The organism is Kitasatospora phosalacinea (assembly GCF_000717185.1).
GTDB classification, from domain to species: Bacteria; Actinomycetota; Actinomycetes; order Streptomycetales; family Streptomycetaceae; genus Kitasatospora; species Kitasatospora phosalacinea_A.
In genome coordinates this window covers 19,046-45,833 of the sequence record NZ_JNYE01000064.1, presented here as the reverse complement: position 1 = coordinate 45,833, position 26,788 = coordinate 19,046, and the positions used below count along the sequence as shown (strand labels likewise).

The window sequence follows — 26,788 nt, the reverse complement described above, 5'->3', positions numbered from 1 at the left end:
CCTCCCTTCCACCGTGCCACGTGGCAGCGGACATGGAGTGGCGCCCGTCGCCGCGCAGCGGGGCCGCTCCTGCTCTGAACGCGGCGGGCGGCACAGTGAACCACCCCGGGTTCGGTGGAGGCTCGATTTCGTGTAAGGGTTCGAGTCGTGGCACGTCTCTCTTCCTACCCGCCTGAGCTGCGCCCTCGTGCGGTGCGCATGGTCGCCGAGGTCCTCGGCGACCACCCGAACGAGTCGGCCGCGCTGCGGGCCGTCGCGGAGAAACTGGGCACCGGCTCGGCCGAGACGCTGCGCAACTGGCTCCAGCAGGACCAGGTCGACGCAGGGCAGCGCCCAGGGGCGACGACGGAGGAGTCCGCGCAGATCAAGGCGAAGAAGGAGATCGCCGAGCTGAAGCGCGCGAACGAGGTCCTCAAGGCCGCGGCGGGTACCTTCGCGGCCGGGCTCGACCGGCCACACCTGCGCTCGTAGCGTTCATCGACGGGCACCGGGGCCGCTTCGGCGGTGTCGAGCCGATCTGCCGCGTACTTCTCCGAGCACGGCTGCAGCATCGCCCCCTCCACCTACTGGACAACTTCCGGGTCTACGGCGCCCGCAAGACCTGGCGCGAGCTGAACCGCCGCGGCCACGCGGTGGCCCGCTGCACCGTCGAGCGGCCGATGCGCGAGCTCGGCATCACCGGAGCCGTCCGCGGCAAGCGCGTGGCCACCACAGTCCCCGACCCGTCCGCCCGACGGGCCCCCGACCCGGTCGACCGCGACTTCGTCGCCTCCGCACCGAACCGGTGCCGGGTCGCGGACCTCACCCACGTGGCAGCATTCGCCGGCGCCGTCCACGTCGCGTTCGTCGTGGACACCTTCTCCCGTCGCATCGTCGGCTGGTCCGCCGCGACCACGCAGCAGACCAGGCTCGTCCTGGACACCCCGGAGAAGGCCCTGTGGCAGCGCGACCGCGACGGACACCCGCCCAAGCGCGGCGAGTTGACACACCACAGCGACGCAGGCAGTCAGTACACGCCTTCCCGCCTGGCCCAGCACCTCGATGCCGCCGGCATCGCCGCCTCCACCGGGCCGGTCGGCGACGCCCACGACAACGCCCTCATGGAGTCCACGATCGGGCTGTTCAAGACCGAACTGATCAAACCCCGGCGGCCCTGGCGCACACTCTCGCAGATCGAACTCGCCACCGCCGAGTGGATCGACTGCTACCACCACCGCCGACCCCACGGCGAGATAAGCCACGTCCCGCCCGTCGAATACGAGAACACCTACCACCTCACAACCACAAAACCACAGGTCACAACCACAAACTGAGGCCTCTACCGAACCCGGAACGGTTCAACACCCGGCGCCTCGAAGCCGGACAGCTGGTCACCACCCCGGCCACAGCCTGACCGTAAGCCCCTCGGCAACCACCAAACCAAGCTGACCAAAGAGCAACCCAACCAGGCACCACCGGCCAGCCTCAAACGACACCGGCCCACCCGGACCGCCAGCACGTCAGCGCCGCAGCAGCCAGTGCGGGCCCACCGTCCAACCCAGGAAACGCCGACCGTCGGCACCGTCCGGCTCGACCCCGCCGCCAGCGGTCGCGAGCTGCAGGCCGGCCACCGCCGGGGCGAGCCGCGGCGGATGGTCGCGCTCGATCTCGGCAAGGACGGCCGCCTGCTCCTGCGGCGGGCAGAGCGACAGGTGGAAGACCAGCTGCCGCCAGGCGAACGCGGCGTTCTTCACCACCGGCAGCGGCCGCGGCAGCCGCTCGGCCAGCGCCACCAGCCGCCGCGCGGTGGTGAACGCGCCGAGTGCCGCCGCCGACCAGCCGCCCGTCGGCACGACGCCGACCGGTCCGGCGAGGACGGCCAGGTTGTGCGTGGTGAGGATCTGCGCCTGCTCGATCACCGTCCCGTTGGCGGCCACCGATCCGCGGCGTGCGGGGCTGCCGGCGCGACGGCGGCACAGCTCCGAGAATTCCCGGGCGACCACCGACCGCTCCCTGTCCTCCTCGGCACGCTGGGCGAGCGCCCACACCCCGGCGTAGTCGATGCCGAAGTACCGCTCGTACAGCGTCCCCTCGAGCAGGCCCGCGGCGATCCCGGCGGCCGCCGCGAACTTCGGGGTGAAGCCGCCCATGAAGATATCCGCCGCCAGCTCCTCGGTGAACGGCAGCGCGGAATCGGCCCGCCGCGCCAACCCGGCCAGCTCGCTGATCAGCGGGTTCGGCAGGATCGTCCCGGGGAAGGTGCCCACGGCCAGCTCGCCGAGCCGGCGCAGCGCGGCCAGCCCGCTCTGCTGGGCGGCCGGATCGCCGCTACGGTACGGGCCAACCGCCCGGACCCAGGGCAGTTCCTCCGCCCGGACCTGGTGGGCGTAGTCGAGCAGCAGCAGCGACCGCCGCCCGGCGAACGCGCGGTGACCGGCCGACACCAGGCCGCGCAGCGCCGGATCGGCGTGCGCCCCGGCCTCCGCCGCAGCGGCCAGCTGCGGCGCCAGCTCCGCCAGCACTTCGGCGGACGGCACCAACCCGCGCTCGACCAGCGTCTCGACGGGCGCGCTGGTCGCCGCCAGCACCGGCTTGAACAGCGCCGCCGGCACCGCGGCCCCGGCCGGGACACCGGACTCGGCCGCCTCGGCGGCGGTGACCGGCATCAGCACGGCGTCCGGATCGGCCAGGCCGTCGCCCTGGCCGAGCACCGCGAGACGGCTCAGCAGCACCTGCGCGATCGCGTGGTGGGAGGGCAGCGCGGCCTGCTCGGCCTGGGTCGCCCGCAGCGCGGAGTGGGTTTCGGACCCGGGCAGTCCGCGCTTGCGCACCATGCCGTCCACGGCTGCCCGCAGCAGTCCACGCAGCCGGGGGTTGAGCGGCTCGCCGGTGGCCGCGGTCTCCAGCGCGGACCGCAGCACGGCGAGGTTGGTCCCGTGCCTGCGGTGCTTGCCGCACAGCGGGTGCGCGGCGGCCAGCGTCCGGTAGCGCAGCAGCAGTTCGGCGCCGCGCCGCCGCCATTCGGGGCCCGGGTCCGCGTCGAGCGGCTGCCCGTCCTCCGTTGCCTCCAGCCAGTGCGCCAGCAGCTCGTCGGAGAACGGCAGCCACACCGTCAGCGCCTCGCGCTGGCTCTCCACCGACCGGTTCGGCCTCCGGGAGGCCAGGGCGGTGACGGCGTCGCCGACGGACCGCCGGTGGACCGCGTCGTGCGCAGCACCGGCGCTGTCACCCGGCGGGGGCGTGAAGCGCAGCCGCGCCGCGAAAGGCGCCAGCACCCCGACCAGTTGGAGAGCCGCCGACTGCTCGCCGACCCGCACCAGCCACGCCACGGTCAGCAGCGCCGCCTCCTCGGGCACCGTCACCCGGTAGCGCCCGCTGTCCAGCAGCGCCCACAGCCCGGCCAGCCCGGCCTCGGTGAGCGAGTACGCGAACAGCTCGGCCCGACCCTCCGGGATCCCCGCAGCCCGGCAGGCCGCCACCTCGTAGGGCTGCAACGGCCCCTCGGCGCAGGCCCGTCCGGTTGCGAACCCGCCGCGCTCCACCTCCGGCGTCACCCAGGCGGGCAGGCCTGCCACCGGCGTCCGGGAACCGATCCGCAGGCTGCCGTCCAGCATCCCTGCCAGCACCGCGCGCCAGCGGCCCGCCCGTGCGTCGGCGCGGGAACGGGTCGCCGGATCCGGGTGGGAGAGCGCCGTGGCGAACGCCCGGGCCAGCTGCCCGTGCGCGTAGTCGGTGGAGGCGGTCGTCGTCGAGTGCTGCTGCTCAGCGTTGCTGTCCATGGCCGACACGGCGGGCCCTGCCCCCGCACCCCCAGGCCCCGAGCCTGGTGCTCTCACTGATCGAGCTACGTGCCGCTGACCCGAAAAGTACGCGGCGAAACGAACGGAGGGCAACCGGAATTCCGGCCGCTCACCGTGTCCGCTCGTCGGGATCGATGCTGGTCCGCTGCGGTTTGAACGCGGCCGCGGCGCGCGCCCGGCCGGTCGGCTGAGGACCCGTCAGTCCACGCGGGCCTGCAGGTCGGCGAAGACGCTCCCGGCCGGGATGCGCGCGGGCACCATCGCGGCCGGGCAGGGCGGCCGGGTGCTGTTGTGGGAGCGGCGGTAGGTGCGCTTCCCGCGGCTGTTGTTCCTCCTCACCGGCACCGGTCGGCCCTGGAAACGCCTCCGGAAGACCTTCCCGTGCCTACTGATCGTCCTGGTCGGCACCACTACCGCCCAGGCCCGCACTGCGGTGGCGAACCTTCGCCTGGCCGCCGAGGAGTAGCGCGTCCTCGCCGAGATGCTCACCGCCGTCCCGGCCGCCGCCGCCCGCCTCGAGGACCTCCTCCAGCACGACCTCGCCTCCCCGTCTGGCACCCCCTCGCCGGACGGGAACGGCGGCCGTGCCCCTGGGTCGAGCCCTGAAGGGTCGAGCGCCGAGCAGGTTTTGAAATCAACTTGCGCAAAGCCAACTGTTTTAACTGTTGTTGCTCTTAGGTAGAGTGTTGAAAACTCGACAGCATTGGAGAGGCCATGAAGTATGCGTACACGCTCCGGGTCACCCTGGACTCGGGAGCGACCTGGAAGGACCACGCCGCCGACCCGTACGGGGTCCGGGAGACCGACGCCACGGCGGCCCAGCTGGCCTCCGACCTCCTGAACGAGGCATTCGAGGTCCGGCTGAAGATGGACGGCAGCGAGCCGCTCGGCGAGTTGCAGTGCTGCGTTTGGGACGGCCCCCGCGCGCAGGGAGCGCCCGCGGCCGTCGCGGCCTCGGGCACCGACCTGCAGTGGAAGGCCTTGGAGCGGACGCTCTCCGAGGTCGCCAACGACATCGCGCGCTTCGAGGAGGAGAAGCGCAAGGCCGACCAGGCGGCGGCCTCCGCCCAGACCGCGATCCTCAACGCCCGTCGGCGCCTGGAGAACCTCGCCCTCGCCGGCCTGCGCAGCAGCATGCCGCAGGTCATGATCGCCCACGGGGCGCGCCGCAGCCGCGAATGGGTCCGCCGCATCGAGGACGACGGCACCGGCAGCATGGCCGACGACCTGCGCGCCGCCGTGCTGGAGCAGCGCGGCACCTGGAACGCCAGGCGAGCCGTCGAAGCCCTGGCCGCCGCTGGCCACGACACCGACGACAAGGGCGCCCGCGCCGTCCTGCGCAAGCTCGCCGCCGACAGGACCATCATCAAGACCCACCCCACCTCGGCCATCTACGAGCCCAACCCCGACCAGCCGTAGGTACCCGCCTGCCGCCCCTGACCGCGCTCACCTCGACGACCCAGGCCTACCGGGCGGGGCTTCAAGGCGCCTCAACGAACGCTGGCGTGCCCACCAAGGTGCCGGCGCACCGCAGGCGGGAGCGTCCGATCGGGTGGGCCTGGCCGTAGCCGCCCTGAGCGCCGCGCCGGGCCGCTACGGTGCTGGCGGACCGGCCGGGTCCGCGGGCAAGGGGAGGATCGCCGTGGGACGTCAGAAGCCGGGCAGGGAGCGTCGGCAGCGGCCGGGGCGGAGCACGACCACCCCGGTTGGGGCCTGGAGGCGATCCCGCAGCCGGGCGGCTGGCAGGCCGACAGCAGGCTGTTCGAGGAAGTCACCGGGCGGCCTTCGCGGCGTGCCCGTCGTGCCAGGACGTGGCGCTGACGCTGCTGGTCTAGGACGCGGTGACCACGGCCCGGCTGGTGGAGCTGGCGTGCGGGGCGATCATCGAGCTGGTGCGCGAGATGCCGTCGGCCCTGACCGACCCCGGCGTGCCCGGCGCCGCCGGCCCGGAGTTCCGCCGCCTGGCCCGCGGCGGTCAGGGCGCCACCACCGACGGCGTGTACCGCGCGTGCGAGCTGATGACGACCCCCGAGCGGCGCGGCGCCGCGAACACCACCCTCGACACCCTCGTCGGCTACCGCGTCACCCGCCCCTGACCGGGCATCTGCCCGCGCTGTACGGCAGCCCCGCGCGCAGCTGACGTGCCCAAGGCCGGTTCTTCTCTGCGCTGTCGGGCTCTGGGGCCCCGAAGGCGGGAGCCTCGGCGCCTCTTCCCCACAGGGGCGGGTTCGCCGATACTGCGGAGGCTATCCGCTATCTGACCGCCCCACCGCTCCCGGTGTCGGCCGAGCCGATCGGCGCGCCGGGCCGCGGGGTACGGGCAAGGGACGCGAGGGGACGGCTCGCCTACCGTTCAGGCGGCAAGCCGTCCAGGAGTCTCAGCTACTGCGGCGGGTTGTCCTGCGTTCCCTCGTTGCCCAGCTGTTCCTTGAGCTTGTCCTGTGCCGTGTCCACCTGGCCGTTGTACTTGCCCTGGGTCTTCTCGTCAGCGAAGTCCCCCGCCTTGTCGATCCCCCGCGAAGCCTGGTCCTCGTGGCCCTTGAGCATTTGCTTCAGCTTGTCCATGACCGACATGTCAGCACTCCTCAGAGCCGGTTCGTCAGCAGTGGATCTCAGGATCACCCCCCGCGGCCGCCTCCGCATCCGCGGGATCCTGCCCTGCCGCATGCGCCGCCGGTTCACACCCGCACGGGTAGGACCCGGTGCGCTGCAAGGTGGGTGGCGAGATCCTGCCCGAGTGCCGGTGCAGCAGGGTGAGGGCGTCGGCGGGGCGGAGGGTGGCGGCTTCGACGCGGCGGCCGCAATTCATGGGGCGCTGCTCTTCGCTTGAGCGCCGCGTCGGCCGGTGAGGAAGGTCTGTTCTAGGCGGGCGGGGTCAGGGGGCCAGGAGGCGGACCTGCTCGTGGGAGCAGTTCAGGACCGCGGCGATGCGGCGCAGGGTCCAGCCCTGGGAGCGGGCGGCGGCGACGGCTTCGCGCTGCGCGCAGTGGTGGAGGTCGGCGAAGGCGGCGTTGAGGGTGGCCAGTGAGTGCAGGCGGTCGTGGACGGGGGCGTCCTTGAGCTGGTCGCACAGATCGGTGAGGTGTTGGGCGGTGCGGTCGACGGCCGCGCTCCAGGGGGTCGGGTCGGGCACGGGCGGCCTTCCGTTGTGCCAGGGGCGAAGGGGGGCCGCGCCCGCGCAGGCCTACCTACCCTACGCCTTGGCCCGTGACGCGCAGGGCGAGCAGGACGACGTCGTCATCGTGGTCGGGGCCGGCCAGGGTGTCGGCCAGCAGGTCGAGGGCCTGCGGCAGCGGGGTGTGGTCGGCGACGGCCCGGGCCAGGAGCGCGGCGGCGCGGTCGATGCCCTGTTCGAGGTCGCGGCCGCGGTGTTCGACCAAGCCGTCGGTGTAGAGGAGCAGGACGGAGCCCGGCTCCAGCAGGCGTTCGTGGACGCGACGGCCTTCGGGCAGGGCCAGGCCGGGGTAGAGCAGCAGGCCGTGCTCGGTGAGGCGTTCGGTGTCGCGGTTCGGGTGGACGAGCTGCGGGGAGGGGTGGCCGGCGTTGGTCCAGCGCAGCAGCCACGCACCGTGGGGGCGGGGGTGCAGGTGGGCGTGGACGAGGGTGCCGCTGATGCGGGTGTGCAGCTGGTCGTTGGCGCGTTCGAAGGAGACGAGGGCGTCCGCGGGGCTTCCCCCGCAGTCCACGTCGGCCTGCCGCAGCATGCTGCGGGCCTGGCCCATCAGGGTGGTGGCGTGCGTGTCGTGTCCGGTGATGTCGCCCACGGTGACGGCCAGCGGCCTGCGCCCGCCGACCGCGGTCAGGTGCGGAAGGATGGGGTAGGCGTCGTACCAGTCCCCGCCGACCATGTCGTGGTGGGCGGCGGGCCGGTAGAGGGCGGCGAGTTCGAGTCCCGGCGTGCGGGGGAGGTCGGTGAGCATGGCCTGCTGGAGTTGGCGTGCGACGCTGGTGCGCTCGTCCAGGTGCAGGGCCCGTTCGACCGCCAGTGCGGTGTATCCGGCGATCACCGTCAGGACGGCGCGTTCGTGGATGTCGGTCTCGTGCGGTTCGTCCCAGGCGGCCACCAGCGTGCCCAGGGTGGGGCGGCGGGTGCCGGGCAGGGGCACGCACACGGCCGAGTGCAGGCCCATCTGGTCGAAGACGACCACGGTGTGCGGATCGTAGTGGTCGACGAGTGTCTGGCGGTCGGGGACGCTGACCACGCGGTTGTCCCGCGCGGCCTGCGCGGTGGGCCACCCGTCGGTCAGGGCGTACAGGGGGACCTGTTCCTCCAGGGGCACCGGCCCGATGGTGGTGTCGACGGCGCGCCGCAGCTTGTCGTCGTCCCCGAGCAGGACCAGCCCCACGTACGCCGGTTTCAGGTCCCCGCTGACCAGGTCGCTCACCGTGGTGCGCACCTGGTCCAGGCCCAAGGTGTTGCCGAGTAGTTCGGCCGCCCGCAGCAGCAGTTCGGAGCGCTCCAGTTGGATCCGCAGTTTCCGCTCGCTCGCCCTGGCCGCTCCGGTGAACGCCTGCGCCTCTTCGAGGGCCTCCTGCGCGCCGTGGTGCGCCTCGTTGGCGCCCCGCATGCTCACCCGGAGCCGCAGCTCCGCCGCGCACACGCCGGCCAGGTCCTCCAGATCCTGGCGGTTGTGGCCGCTCCAGGCCCGCGGGCGGGGGTCGTGGACGGCCATGACCCCCAGGCACTCGCCCCGCGCGCCGTACAGGGGGGCGGCGGCGAAGGCCCCTTCGGCGCCGTCCGGCGCGGCCGCGTGACCGTCGGCCGCCCATCGGGTGAGGTCGTCCACCATCAACAGCTCACCGGTGCGTGCTACGTGCCGACGCAGCGCCGCGTGCCAGGGCTCTGCCGGTGAATGCTCCGGCGGCCAGCACTCGAGCACGTCGGCGTCAGCCGGGCCGGCCAGCACCGCGACGACCGCCTTGGGTGCGGCCAGCACGCTGGCGGCCAAGCGGGCGAAGCGGTCCACGAGTCCTCGCACCAATCTCACAGCGGGCGCATCGCCGGATCACGACGATGTCAACACAGTTGACAGACTCTACCCCGACCGCCCCGATCCACGGGCCGATCATCAAGCCGGTGGCCCGACCCGCCGCTCGTCGGTGGCCTTCGCGGCGCAGCGGGCGCAGGCGGGGCGGCGGGCTTGGTCGGCGGCGGCGCGCTGGGCGGTGAGGAGCTGGCCGTCGCCCGCCGGGCGCGGCGAGCCCCAGGCACTGACGCTCCTTGTCCGGCAGGCTGTCCCGCCCGGCCGTGACCGGCGGCGGGGCCGGTCGAGCACGGGTGAGCACCACCAGCACCCTCGACCTGATCCTGTTCGGCGGCGAGCCGGACTACGACGGTCTGAGCGGCCGGAACGGGGGCGATCGCCGAGGCCGCCGCCACGGGCGTGCGCACCGCGGCCTGGCCCGGACGCCGGCCGAGCGCCAGGACGACGAGGACAACCGGCAGGGCCTGGAGCGCTACGCGCGGGCCGTCGAGCGGACCCTGTCCCGGGAGATCGTGCTCGACCCCGACGGACCGCTGGAGGGTGAACTCCTCTACGAGTCTACGAGACTACGAGCTCGACGCGGCCAACTTCACCATCAGGTCGTGGAACGCCTCCGGGCCGACGGGCCTCCAGCCGACCGAGTGGAGGGCGGCCTGCTGGGTGGTGGCATCGCCGAGGAAGCAGCCCTCGTAGACGGCCACCCGGCCGTCGCTGTCGGCCAGGTAAAGCGCGACGCCCCAGGTGTGCAGCACGCCGGTGAAGGGCAGGCGACACAGCGGGAGACTCTGTCCGCCGGGCGACTCGGCTGCCGCGTAGGCGAATCCGGCACGGAAGCGGATCGTGACGGCGTTCACCTGCGGCCATCGCTCACGGGCGTGGGAGTTCAGGCGCTGGCGCAGGTGGTGCTGCATCGATTCCGGCGGGTTCTTCGGCGCGGCCCCGTCCTGCCGGGCGTGGCGTCGGCTCGCCATGATCGTTAGTCGTGCGTGGTGGGCAGCAGGCAGGGACGGCAGTTGCGGTGGTGCTGGGGAAGGCGGTGTGCGAGCGGCTGGTACGGGCGGTGGCTTCGGCCGAGTCCGAAGTACGGGCGGCGCTGCGGGCCCGGATCGTGCTCACGGCAGCGGACGGGTTCACCGATGGGGCTGTCGCCCGGGAGTTGGAGGTCGGCGTGAACACCGTTCGCAAGTGGCGCGGGCGGTTCGTTGCCGGCGGGGTGGAGGGCCTACGTGACGCCGTGCCGTCGGGACGGCCGAAAGCCCACGGGCGCGGGGACGCGAATCGCCAGGGTCGGGCTGCGGTGGGCGAGGGGTACCGGCGGCTTGCCGCCGGACCTGTTCAGGTTTCAGCAGGGCAGCTACCGGTTCAAGGGGGTCAGGGTGAATCACCCCGAGGTCACCCGGGTGGACCTGCACGCCTCGCCGCCGACCGCTGCGACCAAGGATTGCCTGGACATCTCGAACTGGACGGTGCACTCGACCGTTCCCGGAGGGAGCGCCTCGAAAGCGCCTGGCACCCGCCGCAGATCCCCGCGACGGCACGGGCCCGGAGGATGCCCGGCGGCACGTGGCGCAGCAGCTTGAGCTACGGCCGTGCGAGCGGACAACGGGAACGGGTCGGCGGCCGGTCGGTCGAGGGCGCTGCCCCGGAACGCGGTACGGCGCCGTGTCACGGCGCCGCGTCGCAGTGCCGCGTCACGGTGCGCCTGGTCGGTGTGGGTCGGGGGCCTCGTCCAGGGCACGCAGGCTGCTCTCCCAACGGTGGCGGCGTTGTGGGAGGGTCTGCTCCCACCAGGGAGCGCCCCGTTCGCCCAGACCGACTTTGGCGAGCTGGACCCGGGCCCGGGCGGCCTGCATCGCATCTCGGTCGTCGCCGATGAGGGCGAGCGCCCGGCGGGCCGCCATGAGGTGACGGGTCAGTTGCTCCCGGACCTCGTCTGGTAGTTCGGGATCGGTCGCCCGCCAGCGTCGGCCGCTGATCACGATGTAGCGGCCGTCAGGGGTGCGTTCGACGTGCTCGTTCTTCGCCATCCGGCCATGGTCGCGTGCCGGGCCGCGGGGCACACCCCTGCTCGTTCCGGCGTGATGCCCGCACGCACTTCGCGCAGTGACCGGCGCGCCGTCTGGGCCGAATCCGAGCAGCGGTACGGCCGCGTCACCGCCGCGGCGCGCAACGTCGGGGCCCCGCGTCCTCGGACGCGGGGCCCCGACGGCCTGGGTACGACGGATCAGATGGCGGTGCCGCCGTAGTAGCCGCCGACCTGGTTGCGGTAGGCCGGGTCATCGGCGTGCTTGTCCTTGTCGTACTCCGGGGAGTTCTTCACCTCGTCCTGGGTGCGGTTGACCCACACCGTCTTCTCCGCGTCGTCGACCCGGGTGATGGTGCCCGCCGGGAGGAGCACCTCGCGGCCGAAGATCCACGGGCCGGTGTCGACCACGATGTAGCCCGCGCCGACGTCCACGGTGTGCTTGTCGACCTTGCCGATGTGCCCGTCGCTCGCCTCGACCCGGTACCCGGTCAGGTCGGCGCCCGCAGCGTAGCCCTCGGCGCCCTCGTAGCCCCACATGGCCTCAGTCATTCGCTGCCTCCTCGTTCTCGGTGTGCCTCGTTCTCCGTACAGGGGGCCGCCTGCCCGGTCTCCGGGGAGACATGCCACACCTGTTCCGTCGCGGGCGGGGTCGGGGGGCCCGGCCGGTGGTCGTCTCATCCGCTGAGAACGGATTCGCTCCACTTGAACGGTTCGCTAGCGTTTCTGCTGACGGTCCGTCAATTTCCTGAAGGCGACGGCCGTCTTCGGCCTGCTCGGGCCGCAATCCGCCCACGGAAGGATCGAGGATGTTGAATCGCCTACGGACACGACTGGGCCGACACCGCCGGGCAGCCGCCCGCCTGGCGTCCGCACTGACGGCCCTGGCCGCCTTCACGGCCACGGCCGGCGTCGCCGCGACTCCTGCCCAGGCCGGGGACCGGCCCGGTGACGTCTGGTACACCGGGATCATCCGCAGCTGGGCGCAGGGCCGGTGCCTGGACGCCAACGACAAGAACGAGGTCTACACGATCCCGTGCAACGGGGGCCAGTACCAGCAGTGGCGGATCATCATCGTGACCCATGCCGAGAACGAGTGGGCCACGGTGCGACTCCAGAACGTGCAGACCCAGCGCTACCTCGACCCCGTCTGCGACACCTGCGGCTCCTGGCAGCCGGCGGTCGGGACGCATACCTGGCTGCCCGCCAAGGACTGGCTGCTCTTCCCGTCCAACGGTGACTGGAGCGCCTGGCGCTTCGCCTGGAACCCCGGGATCACCCAGCGGTGCCTGGACGCCGACACCCCGACCGACACCACAGGAGGCCACCCCTACATATCCTTCACGGACTGGCGCCCCGATCCGCCCGCGACGCTCCCCCCGAACTTCTGCAGCTCCAACTTCCAGGACTGGAAACTGGGCTTCTGAGCGACGCCCGCCCGGCAAGACATCCCCCCGCAACGGCGACGACCGTGGAGCGGGGAAGGGCCCCGGCCCCGAACGCCCGCCGCGCGCTACCGGGGCCGTGCCGCGGTGCTCGGAGAGGGAGGGGAGGAGGAGGGGGAGGAAGGGGAGGAAGCGGGGCAGACGGAGCTCCGGGTCGGTTGCGGGTAGGCGTCGGCCTGGGCCCTGTCCAAACCGGTGAGGATCGCCGGAAGCTGGGCCGGGTCGTTCAGGTAGTCGAGCACCGCGTGGTTGAACGCGGCCGCCATGGTGCTGGGCATGCTGTCCGAGGCGTCGAAGCACAAGGTGGCGGGCGAGGCCAGCAGCCCGTTGATCCGGCCGGCGATGCTGCCGGGCGCCTCCCGCGACAGCGCCTGCGTGACGGTGCGGTTGGCGGAGAAGGCCGCCTCCGGCTGGTGCTGCGGCCAGATCCGCTGGGCCTTCCGGCTGGCGAGGAAGGCCATGAACTTCTCCGCCCCGGGCGAGTCGCGGAACATCGCGACGAGGTCCCCCGACACCTCGTACGCCGGGGCCGGTGCCGGTGCGGACACCGGTGCGGATACCGGCCCGAGGTCGGGGAACGGGACGAAGTCGTAGTCCTCCCCCGGGAGGGGCCCGGTACGGGCCGCGGGGTCCGGGGTGACGAGGGCGCCGTGCCCGAGGTGGCAGCCGGGCGGTGCGGTGAAGAGCGGGTAGGCCCCCTCGCCGTAGCTGGTCAGGAGCGCGGTCAGCGGGCCGCCGTACACCGCGCCCTGGGCGGTGACGCTCCGGCCCCACTCCTGCCAGGCCGCGCTGACCTGCGGGGACGTCCACTTGAGCCGGCCGTCGACCCAGGCCGTGTACGCGTCGGCTCCCGACTGGTGCAGCAGGATGTCCTCGATCCAGTCGGTACCGGGCCACCCCGAGTTGGGCGGGTCCGCCACGGCCAGGCACCAGGGCGTCTCGCCGCGCCGGACCATCGACCGGCCGACGCCGACCAGGCCCTCCCAGCTGTCGATCGACCGGGCGTCGAGCTGCCGGCGGTCGTACCAGATCAGGCTCTTGACGGAGGCTTTGACGACGACGGCGTACGGGTGCTCCGTACCCGCCTGCCCGAGCCGGTACCACTGGGGGTCGTAGTCGGACTCCAGCAACTCGACGAGCCCCCTGCCCAACGCCCCGTCCCGGAAACCGTCCAACGGAACCAGGACCTGCTGCTGCGCGTAGGAACGCAGCGCCCCGGGATTCGCCATGACCGCCAGATCCGGCTCCTCGCCCTTCTGCACACCGGCCCGCAGCACCTGGTCGAGCGCCCGGGTGGGGGACGCGTGGACGGTGATGCCGGGGTTGTCCGCCTCGAAGGCATCGATGACCGCCTGGAAGGCCTCCTGCTCGGCTCCGGCGGTCCAGGGTGTCAGGACGGTCAGGACGCTCCGGTCGGACGGACCCCCGAGGCAGGAGGCGGACGCCGCCAGCAGGGTGAGGACCAGGAGGAGCCGGAGGGCCGTCCGGCGCTGCTGCCGCATCACCGGCCCCCGAACCGGTACTCGTCGATGCGCGGGTTCAGCGCACGGGCCGACGCCGCGGCTGCGGCCAGAGCCAGCAGCGTGACGACAGCCGCACGCCGGGAGGAGGCGGCGTCCGCTTCGGCGACCCCGTCCGTGAACTCGGCCACCGCCTGCCCCGGCCGGCGGCCTCCTTCCGCCGTCCCGCCCGCCGCGGGCCCGGGCGGCGGCGCCGTCAGACCGGTCCCGCAGGACCTGCTGGCAGCCGGGCAGGCCTGCGCGACGACGGCGAACAAGTCCTCGCCGGCCGCGGCAGCAGACCGGCCCGCCTGCTGCTGCGCCAGGGTGACCGCTTCGACGAACGGGCCGTCCAGGGCCGAGCGCAGGTGTCCGTGCGAGGTGTGCAGCGACTGGCCGCACCACAGGACCGCCGCGGCGAGGGCGAGCACGGCGGCCGTCAGCCAGGTGCTCGACCGGCGCCGGAACCGGCGGCGCAGCACGAACTGCGTCCGCGCGAACAGCACCAGCACCAGCACGAACGGCACCAGGAACAGCAGGTCCGTGGTGCCCGCCAGCCAGGCCGAGCCGCGCTGGGCGGCCAGGGTCGCGCGGCCCTGCGTCCGCAGCCGGTCCAGCGCGCCCGAGATCTCCCGGTACTGGAGGGTGGCGTACCACAGGGCCGGCAGGGCGCGGGTGAGCTCGCCGGTCTGCTGGTAGTCGGCGGCGGCCTGCTCGATCTCGGCGTTGTAGGCGACGACGAGCCCTTCGACGAGTTGCAGGTCGCTGGTGCCGGCCGGGCCCGCGACGTTGTACCCGGCCAGTTCCGCGAGGTTCTGGTTGATCGCGGCGATGTCGTTCTGGTACTGGTCGCCGAGCCCGCCCAGGACCACGGTGCCCTGGAGGAAGCCGTGCACCGCCACGCGTTGGGCGTCCGCGAGCGCACCGTAGGCGGCCTCGGCCCGCAGCAGTGCGGGGGCGGCCCGCCCGCCGACGGCGTCCGTCCCGCTGTGGGCCCGGCCGGAGACCAGCAGGCACAGGGCCCCGGTCAGCAGGCTGCCCGTCACCAGTGCCGCGCGCAGGCGGCGCAGGGTGCGCGCGGTCATGGAGGGTGTCGCCGGTTCGTCCGCCACCGGCTCGGGCGCCGGCGCGCCGGAGGCCGTCATTCGCCCACCGCCGGTGCGCCGCCGATGAACTCGTGGTCGCACGCGAGGTTCTCGCAGTACCGCGCGCCGGCCACCGAGACCCGCCGGCACTTCGGGCAGGCGGGCCCCGGGACCGACGGCCGCCCCGGCGGCGGGTCGGCGCGCGGCGCCGGGCTGCGCGAGGGGCCGTACGAGCTGCTGGTGACCGTGCCCATCATGGCCTGCAGGACGTAGTCCGGGTCCGTATCCGGCAGCAGGCTGACCAGGCCGCGGGCGGCGTCCTCGATCCGGACGACCTTGCCCAGCCGCCGCAGCGCGTCCTCGTTGCGCAGCTCCGTCGCCAGGGCCACCGCCCGGCCCCAGGCCGCGCACGCCCCGCGGGAGTCCCCCTGGCGCAGCAGCGCCCCGCCCCGCCACCTGAGCGCGTACAGCTCCTTCTCCTGTTCGTGGCGGTGCCGGTCGGCGCCGATGACGGTCTCCGGAGCCGACTGGTCGAGCCAGCGCGCGGTGACCACCTCCACCGGGCTGACCGGGGTGGCCCGTTCGGTGCCGATCGCACCGACGACCACCTCCACGGAGGCCAGGGTCTCCGCATCGGCACCGGCCCTCCGCTCGCCGGACACGGTGAAGGTCGCGACGAACCGGCGCGCCTCGCTGCTCCACGGACCGGTCGGGTAGTCGGTCACGGCCGCCCCGGCCAGCGGGCGGCGGTGGCCCAGCAGGTCGGCCACCGCCGGATAGGCCTGTTCCAGGACCGAGACCGACACCCCCGGGGCGCAGCGCACCCGCAGGGCCAGGTCGGGCAGTGTGCGGCCCATGGCGGTGCGGACCAGCGCGCGGAAGTCGGGGGCCAGGTCGGCCAGGTCGGGGACCGCGTCCGCGGTGCCCCGGAGCTCCTCGGCGATCCGCCTCAGCTCGGCGGGGTCCCAGTCCGCGCCGATGCCGCGGGCGTCGCAGGTGAACACGGAACGGCAGTCGGCGAGCACGGCCTCCATCGACCGCGCGGACCGGCCCTGGTGCTCGTTGCGCCCGTCAGTGAGCAGGAGCACGTGGCAGATCAGGTCGCGGTGCGGTTCGAGCAGTTCCCGGGCCTTGTCGAGCCAGGCGCCGATGACGGTGCCCTGGGCGCCGGGGGCGATCCGGTTGACGGCCTGCTTCGCCTCCGCGCGGGTGACGGCGTTCGCCGGAGCGAGGAAGGACTCCCGGGGATAGACCATGCTCGCCTCGTGGGTGCCGGCGACCACCGCGAAGCGGGTTCCCTCGCGCAGGGTGTCGATGGCGGCGCAGCTCGCCTCCTTGGCCCGCTGGAGCTTGGTGCGCGGGACGCTCATCGACCCCGACTGGTCCAGCAGGACGACCTCGGCGAACCCCACGTCGCCCGGGGGGCCCGGCGGGTCCCCCGCGGGGCCCGCCGGGGAGCCGGGCGCGGTGCCCGCGGCCACGCTGAGGTAGACGTGCACCTCGCGTTCGTCCAGGGAGCGGTACCTGTCGTAGTTGGCCTCGAGGGTGACTCTCGGCGCTTCGCGCATGTGCCGGTTCCCCGTCCTTAGCGAGAGGTTGACGTTGCGTCGGCCCTGCGGGTTCACCGGGCGGTGACCGGTCTCACGGCGTTGGCCAGGTCGACGAGCACGGTGTGCCGGTTCTCGTCCGGTGCCCACTGGGCGAACGCCCGGTACTCCTTCTCCAGCGCCGACCGGATCTCGTGCTCCGTGGCCCCGTCGTCGGGCGCGGCCGGGTCCGGCCGCGGGCCGCGTCGGCGGTCGAGCCCGGTCTGCGTGACCAGGCGGTCGAGCCTGGCCTCCGTGATCAGGACGGCGAGCCGGCGCCGCTCGGGTTCGTCCAACGGCAGTGCGGCCAGGGCCTGTTCGGCTTCGGCCAGGTCCGCGTGGCCGGGCAGGCCCCCGGGGCCCGCCCCGAGCCGCCCGGTGTGGGTGCGCAGTGCGGCGATCCGCGCCGCCCGGTGGTGCGGCGAGGTGTCGGGCACCTGCCTCAGCACCGAGACCGCACCGGCCCGGTCGCCGCGGCGGAGCCTGGTCCGGGCGTGGCCGAAGGCCGCGTTCTCGTACCAGCCGTCGGTCCGCCACACCGACAGGTAGGCGGCCGCTGCGGCGTCGAGTTCCTCGTCGCTCCCCGCCCGGTACTCGGCGCACAGTGCCAGCGCGAGCCGCGGCGCGAGTTCGCCCGGCAGCATCCGTTGGCAGGCGGTGAACATCTTCTCGGCGCCGCCGAACTGCTGCTCGGCCAGGGCCATCAGCCCCTCGTGCCAGTTGAGCCGCCACCCGGGCCGCAGCAGGCTCCTCGCCTGGTCGAGCGCGGTGCGCGCCGCTTCGAGGTCGTCGAGCCGCAGGTGCAGGCGGCAGCGCAGCAGCTCGACCCCGGGCGAGGGGGTGCGGGCGGCTGCCGGGGCCGCGTCGACGTAGGAGGCGAGCTGGGAGAGCGCGACAGCCGGGTCGGCACTGACCGACGCCCTGAGGAACCCGGCGGCGGGGTCACGGGCGTCGACCAGCGGTTCGGGCAGCCTGGCCGCTGCCGTGGCCGGCGCGGGCGGAGCGGCGGAGAGCGGACGGCAGCTGCCCTCGACCGCCGCCCGCCGCGCCGCGGTGCCGGTCCACCGCTCCAGTGGCGGTACCGTCCCGGGCCCGGGGTCGAGCAGCGTGGTGGAGCGGGTGAAGAGCAGCGACGGCGCGGTGTACTGGGCGCCGTCCCGGACGGAGACCAGCTCGCGCAGCACGCCGCTCAACTGGCCTGCCATCTCGGCGGCCGATCCGAAGCGCAGTTGCGGATCGGCGTTGGTGGCGCGGTCGATGAGCTGGCGCAGCGGGGCGAAACGGGCAGCACCGGGGTCGTCGGCGTACCACCCGAAGAGCGACTCCAGGGTCCGGCCGACCGTGTGGACGTCGGTGGCGACGGTGGGCCCGGTGACCATCAGCTCCGGGGCCATGTAGTCCTCCGAGTACGCCCCGCTGCCCGGCCTCCCGGCCTCGCGCACCGCGCCGAGGTCGATCAGCTTGATCCGGGAGCCGTGCACCATCAGGTTGCTGGGCTTCAGGTCGCAGAACAGGTACCGGCGGTCGTGGAGGTACTGGAACGCCCGGAGCACGCTCAGGACGTGGCCGATGACCTGTTCGGTCTCCAGCCGGCCGAACAGTTCCGGGCGCTCCAGCGAGTACCCGGGCACGTACTCCATCACCAGGTAGCCGTGGTAGCCGTGCCGGGAGCCGCCCGCCGGCTCGTGCGTCACGAAGTCGTAGATGTCGACGATGTCGTCGTGCCTGAGCTCGATCAGGAACCGCTTCTCCTCGGCGGCCTCCTCGACCCGCGCGGGGTCCTCCGCGTCGATCAGGCCCTTGAGCGCCACCGGGCGGTTGTTCAGGCGCTCGTCGTGGGCGAGGTAGACCCAGCCGAAGCCGCCGTGCCCGATGCAGCCCTCGACCCGGTAGCGGTCCGCCAGCAGCTCGCCCCGGCTGAGCCTCGGCACGAACGAGTAGGCCGTTCCGTCGTACGGGCAGCGCCCCTCCAGCAGGTTGGGCTGGCCGTCGAGGCCCGTGCCCACGGGGCGGCGGCAGGCGGGGCAGAGCCTGCGCTCCTCCGGGATCCGCGGCGCGGCCCGGACCGCCTCGTGCGGCTCCGGTCCGGCGATCGTCGGCTGCGTGACGAGGCCCAGCCCCCACCAGGGGCCGTCACCGGACGGGCGCGGCGGCTGCACGGGCTCCGCACGGTGCGCGGACGGGGCGCCGGCGCGGCCCGTGCCCGTCGGCCCGGCACCCCGGCCCGTGCCCGTCGGCCCCGGAGGCCCCGGGGCCCGCCGCCCGGTCGGAGGCTGGTGGCCGCCCGTCGGCGCGGCCGCCAGGGGCGGGAGCAGGCAGCGCCGGCAGTAGCCGGTCGCGTCGCGTTCGCCGCCGCAGCCGGGGCGGTTGCACCGGTTCACGTCCGTCTCCCGTCGATCTCGCGCCGGACGGCCCGGTGGTACTCCTCGACCCGGAGCTCGGCGAGCGGCAGGTCGCATCCGCCGCTGTAGAGCAGCCGCCGGGCCGCCTCGTACGGACCGCCCAGTTCCTCGATCAGGCCGTGCGCCGCGGCCTCCGAGCGGTAGGCGTCCAGCCGCCCCCGGGCCCGGTCGCGCCGGGCGAGCAGGGCCGTGCACTCGGCGTGCAGGCGCCGGGCCCGCGCGAGCGCCCGGGCGGCCGCCTCCTCGCAGGCGTCGAGCTCCCCCGGCCGCCTCCCTCCGGGGGCGGACCCCGTGGCGGCCGAACCGGTGTCCCGCAGCACCCGCAGGCGGACCGTGAGCGCGGCCGCGGCGGCGACCTGCGGCGGCGGCGTGCCGAGGATCCGCGGTGCGACGTGGTCACGGCGCGCCCGGGCGTCGCGCTCGGCCGACTCGACCTCCTCGACCGACCGTTCGAGCCGCTCCAGCCGGTGGCCGAACTGCGCCGTCCCGCCGGGCGGTCGGCCCGGCGGGACGGGCACGGCGGGCTGCGCGGGCACGGCGGGCTGCGCGAGGCTCGCCGCGACCGCACTGCGGACGTAGCGCGGAGGGGCGCCGTGGTAGGCGAGCAGCAGGCGCACGCCGATGCTCGGCGCCCGGGCGGCGATCGGTTCGAGCAGCCGGTAGTGCAGTTCGCCGGGGTCGGCCGCCAGGTCGACCGCGTTCACCACGACGACCACCGGCGAGCCCAGCTCCTGCAACCGGTGGGAGAGGTCGTCGGTGACGCGGTCGCTCAGCAGGCCCAGGCTCTCCGCGAGCTGCCCGGCGACCTGCTCCGTCGTCAGCCCGGTCGCGTCGACGGCGGCGTCCACCTCGCCCAACTGCGGGACGGTGCCCGGCGGGGCACCGCTGACGGTTTCGTCGGGAGCCGCCCGGCGGTAGCCCGGCACCGTCAGGCCCACCAGGCGGGACGTCAGTGCGACCGCGCCGCCGCCGCCGATCGCACACACCCCGCCCGGCCCACCGGAAGCCAGCCAGCCGACCAGGTGCCGGGTCAGCGCGAGCTGCACCGGGTCGGCCAGGACCTCCGGGCCCCGCGGTGACGGCCAATCACCCGACGCCACCTGGGAGGGGCGGCTCGCCAGATGCCCGTCGAGCACCGCGCTCGCGTACTTGTACAGCGTCCGGACCGCGATCATCCAGCTGCTCTCGGCGAGCGGCGCCCGGACGACCGCGATCACGCCGAGGATCTCACCGTTCGCGGCGAGCGCCGCCGCACCGCTGAACCCGCGGTCGACGCGCTGTTCCGTCACCGCGTCGAGCTGCACCCGCTCCCCGCTGAAGTCGTACGAGGCGATCTTCGCACTGACCGTCTGGCCGTTGTCGGTCCCCGCCGGAAAGCCGAAGATCCGCACGATCTCGTCGTGCTGCCAGGTCCGCCGGATCCTCGCCCGCGGCGCCCCCGGCACCGCGGACCGCAGGGCGAGGACCGCCACGTCCCCGCGCTGCTCCGGCAGCGGCGGCTGCCAGCAGCTCTCGACGACGGTCGCCGGGTAGGCCTCGTCAGGGCGCCCCGCGATCCGGACCCGGACCTCGCGACCGGCCCCCTGACCGGCGTCGACGGCCTCCTCGACCACGTGCGCGCACGTCAGCACGTACTCGCCGTCCAGCATCGTCCCGGCACCGTGCACGCGCCCCTGCATGTCCTCGATGCGCGCCAGCCAAGGATCCTCCCGCCCCATGGCGAAAAACGTTACCCCGGAAGTTATTTGACGGACAATCAGTTAGCACTATCGGATCATTTGCCAGCGGCCGGAGGGCGGCCGGTGACCACGCGCAGGAGCGCCTCCAGGATGCCGGTGCTCTCCGCGGCGGACAGGACGGCGGTCGCGGGGAGCCCGTCCGGCGTGCAGGCGATCTCCAGGAGCACGCGTGCCGCGTCGGCCAGCGCGGCCGCGGCGCTCTCTGCGCGCGCGACGGATTCGGGGGCGGGGCCGGTGGACAGGCCGAGGGCCGCGGCCGTGTGGCGCCGTTCGCGGCGGGCCTCGTAGGCGCGCTGGCGACACGACTGGCCGCAGTACTTGGGGCGGGTCCCCCGGCGACCGGCTTCGGGGACGGGTTTGCCGCACCAGACGCACGGGGGCGTCTCCGGGCGGGTGCCCGCCCCGGGGGCGGGTCGGGCGGCGGGGATGGCGGTGTCGTCCATGCCCTGATCCAACGCCCGCCGCACGGTGCGGGGGGACGGGGCGGGACCGGTTCACCTGAACGGCGGCCAGGTTCTCCCCGCAGCGGTGAGGGCCGGACCGGCGGCGCCGACGAGCCGACACCGCCGGGGCCGGGGCCGGGCTACAGGACGGTGAGGGCGATGACCCACAGGTGCGGGACGGGCGGGTCCGGCAGGACCACGTAGTGGACGATCAGGTCCGGGAGCACGATCTGCCGGACGGTGTCGTCCAGGTCCTCGCGGTCGCTGGGCGGCCACGACCAGGGGTCTCCCATGGCCTGCTCCAGGGCGCCCTGGAGCTCCTTGCACTGCTGGACGCCCAGGGTGCCGCGCACCAGGCCGGCCACCTCGCCGGAGAGCCGGGCGCGGAAGGGGAAACCGCTCACCGGCCGAAGACGTCCTCGAAGTCGACCCCGCCGCCCTCCGGCCGGCCGGCGCCGTTCCACTCGTGGACCGCGGCGGCGGCCAGCGCCCGGGCCCGGGCGGCCCGCTCCTCCCGGCTGCCGTGCGCGGCCCGGTAGTCGGCCGCGAGCACCCGGCCGAGGTGGGTGTCGAGGTCGACGCCCGCGCGCTGCGCCTCGGCGTGCAGGTGGGCCACGAGGTCGTCGTCCAGATGGGTCGTCAGCTCGACGGTCATGTCCTGATGGTACGGTCCCCGGCGCCCGCCGGGGCAGGAACGTCCGGGGCCGAGACGTCCGGGGCCGAGACTCCCGGGGGCGCCGCTCCCCCTCCGGGGCCGGGGTTCCGAAGGGGGACGTCGGTGGGCGGCCCGCGGTCTCAGCCCGAGAGGATGCGGGCCTTCTGGGCGGCCAGTTCGTCGTCGGTGAGGATGCCCTGTTCCTTGAGTGCCGCCAGTTGCTGGAGCTGCTCCAGTTTCTGGTCCATGGTCGGCGAAGCCGCGGCGGGCGCGGGCGGGACGGGCGCGGCGACGGGGGCGGGGGCAGGGGCGGCGGCGGGGGCCTGCTGCACGTAGGCGGTGTCCTGCTGGGCCCAGCGGCCGGCTTGGCGGCGGGAGACCCTGTTCGAGACGGCGGTGGCGGTGCCGGCGACGACGGCGGTGCGGGCCATTCCGCGGAGCAGTCCGGGCATGTGCTTCCTCCTGGGGGACGGGGCGGCAGCGGGCGGGTCAGCTCGACGGGCCGGGGGAATCGATCGTGTCGAGGACGTCGACGAGGTCCTGCAGCGGGACGCGTCCGCTGGCGATCATCCGGGCGTCGGCTCGGCGCAGGGCGGTGGCCAGGGGCGCTGCCCACCGGTTCTCGTAGAGCAGGACGGCGGCGCTGTCGCCCGGCTCCAGGAGCGCGCCCGCCTCGGCGAGGTCGGTGTCGCCCAGCAGGCCCGAGGAGGCGCCGTCGAAGACGGCGAGGTCGAGGCGGCCGTCGCCGGTGAGGTCGGCGATCTGGACGGCTCCGACCGTTCCGTCGTCGTCCTTGCGCAGGAAGGTGAGGTCCAGGATGCGGATGATCGCGCGGTCGACCAGGTCGATGAGCAGCGGGAGGCCTTCGCCGGTGAACCGACTGCCCGGGAAGGAGATCACCAGGTAGTCGACCGGGCCGAGCTCTTCCAACTCTTCCGACTCTTCCAGGTCGTGGGATCGGTCGTTCACGTCAGCTCCAGGAGGAAGACGTCGTCCGGCCGCCGGTAGCGCGACCGGGGCCGAGGCCCGGGAGGTGCCCGGTCTCGGTCCGGTCCCACGCTAACGCGCACGTTCGCTCGCCGCCCGGCGGCACCGGAACGGAGCCGGAGCGGAGTCGGGGCCGGTGGTGTGCGCTCCCCGCGCCCTTTGCCGGGGGAGGCCTGAAGATGGCGGGGAAGGTTCGGTGTCCTCGTGCGACCGGGAGGGTTGCTGTGAAAGACCTTGAGTTCACGCAGAAGCGCGCGCTGTCTCGCGCCGAAGCCGCCGACCAGTTGGAGGCGTTGGCCGCCGCGATCAGGCGGGGCGGCCAGGCGGAACTGGAGCTCGGGCCCGGCAAGCTGACCGTGCGCATCCCTGACGAACTGCACACCGAGATCGAGGTCGAACTGGACGGCGACGAGATCGAGTTGGAGGTCGAGATGTCGTGGCGCACGGGGTCGCCCGAGTAGTCCCGAGTAGTGGGGGGAGGAGGCAGGGGGTGTCAGCGAAGTGCCATGCCGCTGTGACGGCGGTCCGTTGACCGGTCGCGCCGGGCTTGCGAGCATCCGGCGCACGAGGTCGTCGCGCTGTCCCCGTTGCAGGTAGCCCGTGGTTCCCGGGCTACCACGCCGTCCCGTGGCCGACGCCCGACAGATGAACTCCCGTGCTGCCAGCGCTTGTTGCCAGGCCCGTTGCTGCCAGGCCCGTTGCTGCCGGGCCCGTTGCTGCGGGCCGGACGGGGCTGCCGCCGTGTCGCGGTACGCGGCCGGTCTGCTCGCGAAGGGGTCGGCCCGGCGGCCGGGGCGGCCGCGCACTCCGCTCGACATCAACACGCCGCACCACGTCGCGGCGGGCGTGCACGTCGCCCTGCCGCGGCCGACCTTCTCGCTGACGGATCTGCGCGGGCGGGTCGTGGCGTCCGGGCACCCGCCGAGGGCTCCGGGCACCTGCCGAGGGCCGAGTACGCGGGGCGGTGCCGACGGGGGTCGCCGTGCGGTTGCCCGGGTTCCTGCGGCGGCACGCGTACGGGCCGGAGGTGTTCGTGGCGGAGGTGCTGCCGATCCTGCGCGAGCCCTGCGGGCTGCCGCGGCCCGGCAACCGGTACGCGTTCGCCGGGGCCGTCAGCGGGTCCGCGTGGGCGACGCCTCCTGTCCGGGACGGGACGGGACGGGACGGGGCGGGGCGGGGCACGCGGGTGGGCCGCGGGGAGGGACTACACCTGCTCGCCGTTCCGGGCTGCGGCGGCTTCGGCGTCTGCGGGTGCTGGAGCGTGCGGGCCGCCCCCGGGCGGTTCCGCAGCGGGCCCGGAGGGGCCGGAGGGGCCGGACCGCCCGGCGGCGGCGCGGTGCAGTTCCGCCGTGAACTGCGCGCCCGCCAGCAGCGCCAGGTTGGAGAGCCACAGCCAGACCAGGAACACCACCGTCCCCGCCAGCGAACCGTACAGGCGGCTGTAGGTGCCGAGGACGCCGGTGTACAGCGCGAAGCCCGCCGAGAAGGCCAGCCAGAGCGCTGCTGCCAGGACACCGCCCGGCAGGCTGCCCCAGCGGCGCCACGCCGGTTCGGGGCCGGTCCGGAAGACGACCAGCACCAGCGCCGCCGCGACCGCCGCCAGCACGGGCCAGCGCACCACCGACCACACCAGCGGGGCCGTCCCGCCCAGGTGCAGCACCCGGCCCGCCCCCTCCGCGGCCGGGCCGCTCAGGATCAGTGCCAGGGCGCTGACGGCCAGCAGCACCAGCAGCACGGCCGCGGTCAGCACGATCCGCGGGGCCTTGCGCAGCGGGGAGCGGCAGTCGCTGGTGCCGTGCATCCGGTGCAGCGCCCGCCGGAAGACCGCCAGGTAGCTGCAGCACGACCACAGTGCGCTGCCGGTGCCCGCCGCCGTCAGCGTCCACCCGGCCGAACTGCCGCCCAGCGCCTGGGTCAGCACCTCGCCCAGTTCCGTCCCGGCCTGGCCCGGTACCAGCCCCGCGAGTTGCACCGCGGCCTCCCGGGCCGCCGCCGGGCTGATCAGCGCGAATCCCACCACCGTGGCCAGCAGGGCCGGGAGGATCGCCAGGACCGCGTAGTACGTCAGCGCCGCCGCGAAGTCCGTGACGTCGTCGTTCCACATCCTCAGCGGCGTGCGCCGCAGCGCCCGCCCCCACCGTCTCCTCCCGCCCGCCGACCGGACCACCGCGAACCCCCACCCGCCGAGAGAGCCGAACGCGTCCGAGCGGCCGCCCGGACCGGCTTCCCGCTCCGCGCGCCTCCAAACGGCACGGGGGTCGTCGCGTGCGCGTCCGTCCGGGAACGGGCGTGACCCGGAGGGCCGGTACGGGGTTGGACAGGCCATGGACACCCACGGCGTGGTCGTCACCGGCCGCTTCCCCGCTCCCGCCCCGAGCGCACCGAGCGCACCGAGCGCCCCGGACGACGGCGGGGGCGGCCGGTACGAGCCGGACCTGCAGGAGCGACGGGCGCTGGCGCGGGCGCGCGGGGCCGGGGAGCGGTCCGCGGCCTGGGTGCGGGCGCTGGCCGGGCGGCAGTCGGAGCAGGCCCACCGCCGGGCCCTGCTGCGCACGGCCACGGCGTTGGAGCGGGCCACCGGGGCGGCGATCGTGCCCGGCGGGGACGGCGCGGCCCTGGACGGCGGCAGCCGCTACCACCTGCTCGCGTCGTGGGCGATCGGTCCGGTCTACCACTACGGCCGGGACGCGCAGACGCTGCCCGAGCTGACCGGCACCGAGCGCCTGGCGCTGGTGGCGGCGTGCGCGCTGGCCGCGGCGATGGCGGGCACGGTCGGCGGCGACTTCGTCCCCGAGCTGGACGTCCTGGCCGACGCGTTGGAGGACGCCGTCCGGGCCGGGCGGGGCGGTGCTCAGAAGGCGTAGCGCACCCGTAGCCACGGGGCGCGGGCCTGGATCAGCGCGCGCAGCGCCTCGACGGCGGACGCCTTGACGCCGGTGCGGTAGCGCACGTTCCAGCTGCCGTTCTCGGAGCGCTTGGGCTGCTGGAGGTCCTCCCGCCACAGGACCTCCTCGGCGCGGGGGTGCCAGCCGAGGTTGACCTCGTGCAGGTCCTGGTTGTGCGTGAGCATGATGATCTCCGCGGCGGCCTGGTCCTTGACCCGGCCCGGGAGCGTGTCGTCCATGGCGCGCAGCAGTTCGTCCCAGTCGCGCTCCCAGCCCGGGCGGATGACCACCGGGGAGAGGTTGAAGTGCACTTCGTAGCCGGCGTCCAGGAAGTCGGCGGCGGCCGCGAGGCGTTCCTGGACCGGGCTGGTGCGGATGTCGAGGTGCCGGGAGTCGTCGGGCGGCATCAGGGAGAACCGGATGCGGGTGCGGCCCCGGGGGTCGAGTCGCAGCAGGTCGGGGTTGACGAACTTGGTGGCGAAGGACGCCTTGGCGGTGGGCAGGCGGCGGAAGGCCCGGACCAGGTCGGCGGTGTTGTCGCTGATCAGGTCGTCGACCGAGCAGTCGCCGTTCTCCCCGATGTCGTAGACCCAGGCGTGCTCGTCGCACTGGTTGGGCTCGCGCTTGGGGCCGGTGGCCGCGACGTGCCGTTCCAGGGCGGCGAGGACGCGCTCGACGTTGGTGAAGACGGTGATCGGGTTGGCGAAGCCCTTGCGGCGCGGGACGTAGCAGTAGGCGCAGGCCATGGCGCAGCCGTTGGAGAGGGCCGGGGCGATCCAGTCGGCCGACCGTCCGTTGGGGCGGACGCCGAAGGACTTGCGCTCGCCGAGGACCAGGGTGCCGCGTTTGATCCGCACCCAGCGTTCCACGTTGCCCGCGTTGCCGTGCAGGTCGGGGATGCGCCAGTGGGAGTCCGTCTCGACGAGCCGCGCGCGGGGGAAGCGGGCGAGGACCTGCCGGCCCCGCCAGGAGCGCGCGGCCGCGGGTTCGGCGTAGATCTCGGCCACGTCGAGCAGCCTGCGCGCCTGCTCCCCGTCGCGGAACGGCCGGTCGGCCCCCTCGGCGGCCGGTGCCTGGGCGGCCGCGAGCTCGTCCAGGTCGAACAGGCCCTCGGCCCCGTCTCCCGGCCCTCCGGGGCGCTGTCGCATGCCCACCAGTGTACGGACGGGCGCCCGGCGGCCGGGCCGGGAAGGCGGGGGCACGGGGCTCCCGGCCTGCCGGGAGGGGTGTCCGTCCGCGGGCGGGCAGTTCCGCGCAGCCGCTCCGCGGCCGCGG

26 protein-coding genes, 1 tRNA gene and 2 pseudogenes are annotated in these 26,788 nt (G+C 74.3%); 7 read left to right on the top strand and 22 right to left on the bottom strand.

The genetic code is table 11. The features are described 5' to 3' along the window. The first annotated feature begins 198 nt into the window (after positions 1-198). Positions 199-1,313: pseudogene (locus OO57_RS41460) on the top strand (IS3 family transposase). A 186-nt stretch (positions 1,314-1,499) separates the two neighbouring features. Here the strand turns inward: OO57_RS41460 and OO57_RS25065 are convergent. The 4 genes from OO57_RS25065 to OO57_RS44080 all read right to left on the bottom strand — a co-directional run bounded on the left by OO57_RS25065 (position 1,500) and on the right by OO57_RS44080 (position 4,314). Further along, positions 1,500-3,758: a hypothetical protein gene (locus tag OO57_RS25065; RefSeq protein ID WP_033254896.1), complete on the bottom strand. Its 2,259-nt coding sequence runs from the start codon at positions 3,756-3,758 to the stop codon at positions 1,500-1,502. Beyond that, positions 3,758-3,833, bottom strand: a tRNA-Pro gene (locus OO57_RS44090). Before OO57_RS44090 ends, OO57_RS25065 begins: the two co-directional genes overlap by 1 nt. 144 nt (positions 3,834-3,977) lie before the next feature. After that, positions 3,978-4,124 carry a hypothetical protein gene (locus OO57_RS44085; RefSeq protein ID WP_158715225.1) on the bottom strand — a complete coding sequence of 49 codons (147 nt, stop codon included), beginning with the start codon at positions 4,122-4,124 and terminating at the stop codon, positions 3,978-3,980. Positions 4,125-4,164: 40 nt separating this feature from the next. Then, positions 4,165-4,314, bottom strand: a complete 150-nt coding sequence (locus OO57_RS44080; protein WP_158715224.1) for a hypothetical protein — start codon at positions 4,312-4,314, stop codon at positions 4,165-4,167. A gap of 179 nt (positions 4,315-4,493) precedes the next feature. Between OO57_RS44080 and OO57_RS25060 the strand changes: the two genes are divergently transcribed. Both OO57_RS25060 and OO57_RS25055 read left to right on the top strand, forming a co-directional pair. After that, complete coding sequence (locus OO57_RS25060; protein WP_033254895.1) at positions 4,494-5,198, top strand: hypothetical protein; 705 nt, start codon at positions 4,494-4,496, stop codon at positions 5,196-5,198. Positions 5,199-5,620: 422 nt separating this feature from the next. Next, a complete protein-coding gene (locus OO57_RS25055; protein WP_033254894.1) occupies positions 5,621-5,875 on the top strand; it encodes a hypothetical protein in 255 nt (84 codons plus the stop codon). A gap of 286 nt (positions 5,876-6,161) precedes the next feature. Here the strand turns inward: OO57_RS25055 and OO57_RS25050 are convergent, their stop codons facing one another. The 4 genes from OO57_RS25050 to OO57_RS39795 form a co-directional block, all read right to left on the bottom strand. Beyond that, positions 6,162-6,353 (bottom strand): antitoxin, encoded by a 192-nt coding sequence (locus OO57_RS25050; RefSeq protein ID WP_033254893.1) that lies wholly within the window; start codon positions 6,351-6,353, stop codon positions 6,162-6,164. Positions 6,354-6,654: 301 nt separating this feature from the next. Further along, complete coding sequence (locus OO57_RS25045) at positions 6,655-6,912, bottom strand: helix-turn-helix domain-containing protein (RefSeq protein WP_033254892.1); 258 nt, start codon at positions 6,910-6,912, stop codon at positions 6,655-6,657. Positions 6,913-6,967: 55 nt separating this feature from the next. Further along, positions 6,968-8,758 carry a SpoIIE family protein phosphatase gene (locus tag OO57_RS25040; RefSeq protein WP_158715223.1) on the bottom strand — a complete coding sequence of 597 codons (1,791 nt, stop codon included), beginning with the start codon at positions 8,756-8,758 and terminating at the stop codon, positions 6,968-6,970. A gap of 572 nt (positions 8,759-9,330) precedes the next feature. Further along, on the bottom strand, positions 9,331-9,735 hold the full coding sequence (locus OO57_RS39795) for a hypothetical protein (protein WP_051778216.1): 405 nt from the start codon (positions 9,733-9,735) through the stop codon (positions 9,331-9,333). A gap of 11 nt (positions 9,736-9,746) precedes the next feature. On the opposite strand from OO57_RS39795, the pseudogene OO57_RS47425 reads away from it, so the two are divergent. Next, positions 9,747-10,010, top strand: a pseudogene (locus tag OO57_RS47425) (helix-turn-helix domain-containing protein); the annotation flags it as partial. A 445-nt stretch (positions 10,011-10,455) separates the two neighbouring features. On the opposite strand, the gene OO57_RS41450 reads toward OO57_RS47425, so the two are convergent. Together OO57_RS41450 and OO57_RS25025 are read right to left on the bottom strand one after the other, a co-directional pair. Beyond that, entirely contained in the window at positions 10,456-10,791 is a 336-nt protein-coding gene (locus OO57_RS41450) for a hypothetical protein (protein WP_081973943.1), read from the bottom strand. A 197-nt stretch (positions 10,792-10,988) separates the two neighbouring features. After that, a complete protein-coding gene (locus OO57_RS25025; RefSeq protein WP_033254889.1) occupies positions 10,989-11,339 on the bottom strand; it encodes a PRC-barrel domain-containing protein in 351 nt (116 codons plus the stop codon). Between the two features lie 257 nt (positions 11,340-11,596). On the opposite strand from OO57_RS25025, the gene OO57_RS39790 reads away from it, so the two are divergent. Beyond that, complete coding sequence (locus tag OO57_RS39790; protein WP_051778215.1) at positions 11,597-12,214, top strand: RICIN domain-containing protein; 618 nt, start codon at positions 11,597-11,599, stop codon at positions 12,212-12,214. 86 nt (positions 12,215-12,300) lie between these two features. Here OO57_RS39790 and OO57_RS25015 read toward each other — a convergent pair whose 3' ends face one another. The 10 genes from OO57_RS25015 to OO57_RS24970 form a co-directional block, all read right to left on the bottom strand. After that, positions 12,301-13,734, bottom strand: a complete 1,434-nt coding sequence (locus tag OO57_RS25015) for an ABC transporter substrate-binding protein (protein WP_051778214.1) — start codon at positions 13,732-13,734, stop codon at positions 12,301-12,303. Then, the gene (locus OO57_RS25010; protein ID WP_158715221.1) at positions 13,734-14,816 is read right to left on the bottom strand and encodes a hypothetical protein; all 1,083 of its coding nucleotides are present in this window, start codon (positions 14,814-14,816) and stop codon (positions 13,734-13,736) included. Before OO57_RS25010 ends, OO57_RS25015 begins: the two co-directional genes overlap by 1 nt. A gap of 56 nt (positions 14,817-14,872) precedes the next feature. Then, positions 14,873-16,384, bottom strand: coding sequence for a vWA domain-containing protein (locus tag OO57_RS25005; protein WP_051778213.1), 1,512 nt, complete (start codon positions 16,382-16,384; stop codon positions 14,873-14,875). 53 nt (positions 16,385-16,437) lie between these two features. Further along, positions 16,438-18,561, bottom strand: a complete 2,124-nt coding sequence (locus OO57_RS25000; protein ID WP_158715220.1) for a serine/threonine-protein kinase — start codon at positions 18,559-18,561, stop codon at positions 16,438-16,440. A gap of 218 nt (positions 18,562-18,779) precedes the next feature. Then, positions 18,780-20,522 carry a S1 family peptidase gene (locus OO57_RS24995; RefSeq protein ID WP_081973940.1) on the bottom strand — a complete coding sequence of 581 codons (1,743 nt, stop codon included), beginning with the start codon at positions 20,520-20,522 and terminating at the stop codon, positions 18,780-18,782. A gap of 56 nt (positions 20,523-20,578) precedes the next feature. Then, a complete protein-coding gene (locus OO57_RS24990; protein ID WP_033254886.1) occupies positions 20,579-20,986 on the bottom strand; it encodes a hypothetical protein in 408 nt (135 codons plus the stop codon). 140 nt (positions 20,987-21,126) lie between these two features. Continuing rightward, complete coding sequence (locus OO57_RS24985; RefSeq protein ID WP_033254885.1) at positions 21,127-21,390, bottom strand: hypothetical protein; 264 nt, start codon at positions 21,388-21,390, stop codon at positions 21,127-21,129. Continuing rightward, positions 21,387-21,641, bottom strand: a complete 255-nt coding sequence (locus tag OO57_RS24980) for a hypothetical protein (RefSeq protein ID WP_033254884.1) — start codon at positions 21,639-21,641, stop codon at positions 21,387-21,389. Before OO57_RS24980 ends, OO57_RS24985 begins: the two co-directional genes overlap by 4 nt. Before the next feature lie 140 nt (positions 21,642-21,781). Next, a complete protein-coding gene (locus OO57_RS24975) occupies positions 21,782-22,093 on the bottom strand; it encodes an SHOCT domain-containing protein (protein ID WP_033254883.1) in 312 nt (103 codons plus the stop codon). Positions 22,094-22,130: 37 nt separating this feature from the next. Beyond that, positions 22,131-22,610, bottom strand: coding sequence for a DUF6325 family protein (locus OO57_RS24970; protein WP_234337492.1), 480 nt, complete (start codon positions 22,608-22,610; stop codon positions 22,131-22,133). 242 nt (positions 22,611-22,852) lie between these two features. Here OO57_RS24970 and OO57_RS24965 point away from each other — a divergent pair, with 242 nt between their 5' ends. After that, positions 22,853-23,089, top strand: coding sequence for an amphi-Trp domain-containing protein (locus OO57_RS24965; RefSeq protein ID WP_081973939.1), 237 nt, complete (start codon positions 22,853-22,855; stop codon positions 23,087-23,089). A 743-nt stretch (positions 23,090-23,832) separates the two neighbouring features. On the opposite strand, the gene OO57_RS24960 is transcribed toward OO57_RS24965, so the two are convergent. After that, positions 23,833-24,954, bottom strand: coding sequence for a YihY/virulence factor BrkB family protein (locus tag OO57_RS24960; RefSeq protein WP_418909912.1), 1,122 nt, complete (start codon positions 24,952-24,954; stop codon positions 23,833-23,835). On the opposite strand from OO57_RS24960, the gene OO57_RS24955 reads away from it, so the two are divergent. Continuing rightward, positions 24,953-25,492 (top strand): hypothetical protein, encoded by a 540-nt coding sequence (locus tag OO57_RS24955; protein WP_033254882.1) that lies wholly within the window; start codon positions 24,953-24,955, stop codon positions 25,490-25,492. The genes OO57_RS24960 and OO57_RS24955 overlap by 2 nt on opposite strands. Here the strand turns inward: OO57_RS24955 and OO57_RS24950 are convergent. Beyond that, positions 25,480-26,661, bottom strand: coding sequence for a spore photoproduct lyase family protein (locus OO57_RS24950; protein WP_033254881.1), 1,182 nt, complete (start codon positions 26,659-26,661; stop codon positions 25,480-25,482). The genes OO57_RS24955 and OO57_RS24950 overlap by 13 nt on opposite strands. Positions 26,662-26,788 lie beyond the last annotated feature (127 nt).

Excerpts from the sequence above, each read along its gene's own strand:
- OO57_RS25065 (WP_033254896.1), bottom strand. The coding sequence starts at position 3,758 with ATGGACAGCAACGCTGAGCAGCAGCACTCGACGACGACCGCCTCCACC.
- OO57_RS25060 (WP_033254895.1), top strand. The coding sequence starts at position 4,494 with ATGAAGTATGCGTACACGCTCCGGGTCACCCTGGACTCGGGAGCGACC.
- OO57_RS25050 (WP_033254893.1), bottom strand. The coding sequence starts at position 6,353 with ATGTCGGTCATGGACAAGCTGAAGCAAATGCTCAAGGGCCACGAGGAC.
- OO57_RS39795 (WP_051778216.1), bottom strand. The coding sequence starts at position 9,735 with ATGGCGAGCCGACGCCACGCCCGGCAGGACGGGGCCGCGCCGAAGAAC.
- OO57_RS41450 (WP_081973943.1), bottom strand. The coding sequence starts at position 10,791 with ATGGCGAAGAACGAGCACGTCGAACGCACCCCTGACGGCCGCTACATC.
- OO57_RS25025 (WP_033254889.1), bottom strand. The coding sequence starts at position 11,339 with ATGACTGAGGCCATGTGGGGCTACGAGGGCGCCGAGGGCTACGCTGCG.
- OO57_RS39790 (WP_051778215.1), top strand. The coding sequence starts at position 11,597 with ATGTTGAATCGCCTACGGACACGACTGGGCCGACACCGCCGGGCAGCC.
- OO57_RS25015 (WP_051778214.1), bottom strand. The coding sequence starts at position 13,734 with ATGCGGCAGCAGCGCCGGACGGCCCTCCGGCTCCTCCTGGTCCTCACC.
- OO57_RS25010 (WP_158715221.1), bottom strand. The coding sequence starts at position 14,816 with ATGACCGCGCGCACCCTGCGCCGCCTGCGCGCGGCACTGGTGACGGGC.
- OO57_RS25005 (WP_051778213.1), bottom strand. The coding sequence starts at position 16,384 with ATGCGCGAAGCGCCGAGAGTCACCCTCGAGGCCAACTACGACAGGTAC.
- OO57_RS24995 (WP_081973940.1), bottom strand. The coding sequence starts at position 20,522 with ATGGGGCGGGAGGATCCTTGGCTGGCGCGCATCGAGGACATGCAGGGG.
- OO57_RS24990 (WP_033254886.1), bottom strand. The coding sequence starts at position 20,986 with ATGGACGACACCGCCATCCCCGCCGCCCGACCCGCCCCCGGGGCGGGC.
- OO57_RS24980 (WP_033254884.1), bottom strand. The coding sequence starts at position 21,641 with ATGACCGTCGAGCTGACGACCCATCTGGACGACGACCTCGTGGCCCAC.
- OO57_RS24975 (WP_033254883.1), bottom strand. The coding sequence starts at position 22,093 with ATGCCCGGACTGCTCCGCGGAATGGCCCGCACCGCCGTCGTCGCCGGC.
- OO57_RS24955 (WP_033254882.1), top strand. The coding sequence starts at position 24,953 with ATGGACACCCACGGCGTGGTCGTCACCGGCCGCTTCCCCGCTCCCGCC.
- OO57_RS24960 (WP_418909912.1), bottom strand. The coding sequence starts at position 24,954 with ATGGCCTGTCCAACCCCGTACCGGCCCTCCGGGTCACGCCCGTTCCCG.
- OO57_RS24950 (WP_033254881.1), bottom strand. The coding sequence starts at position 26,661 with ATGCGACAGCGCCCCGGAGGGCCGGGAGACGGGGCCGAGGGCCTGTTC.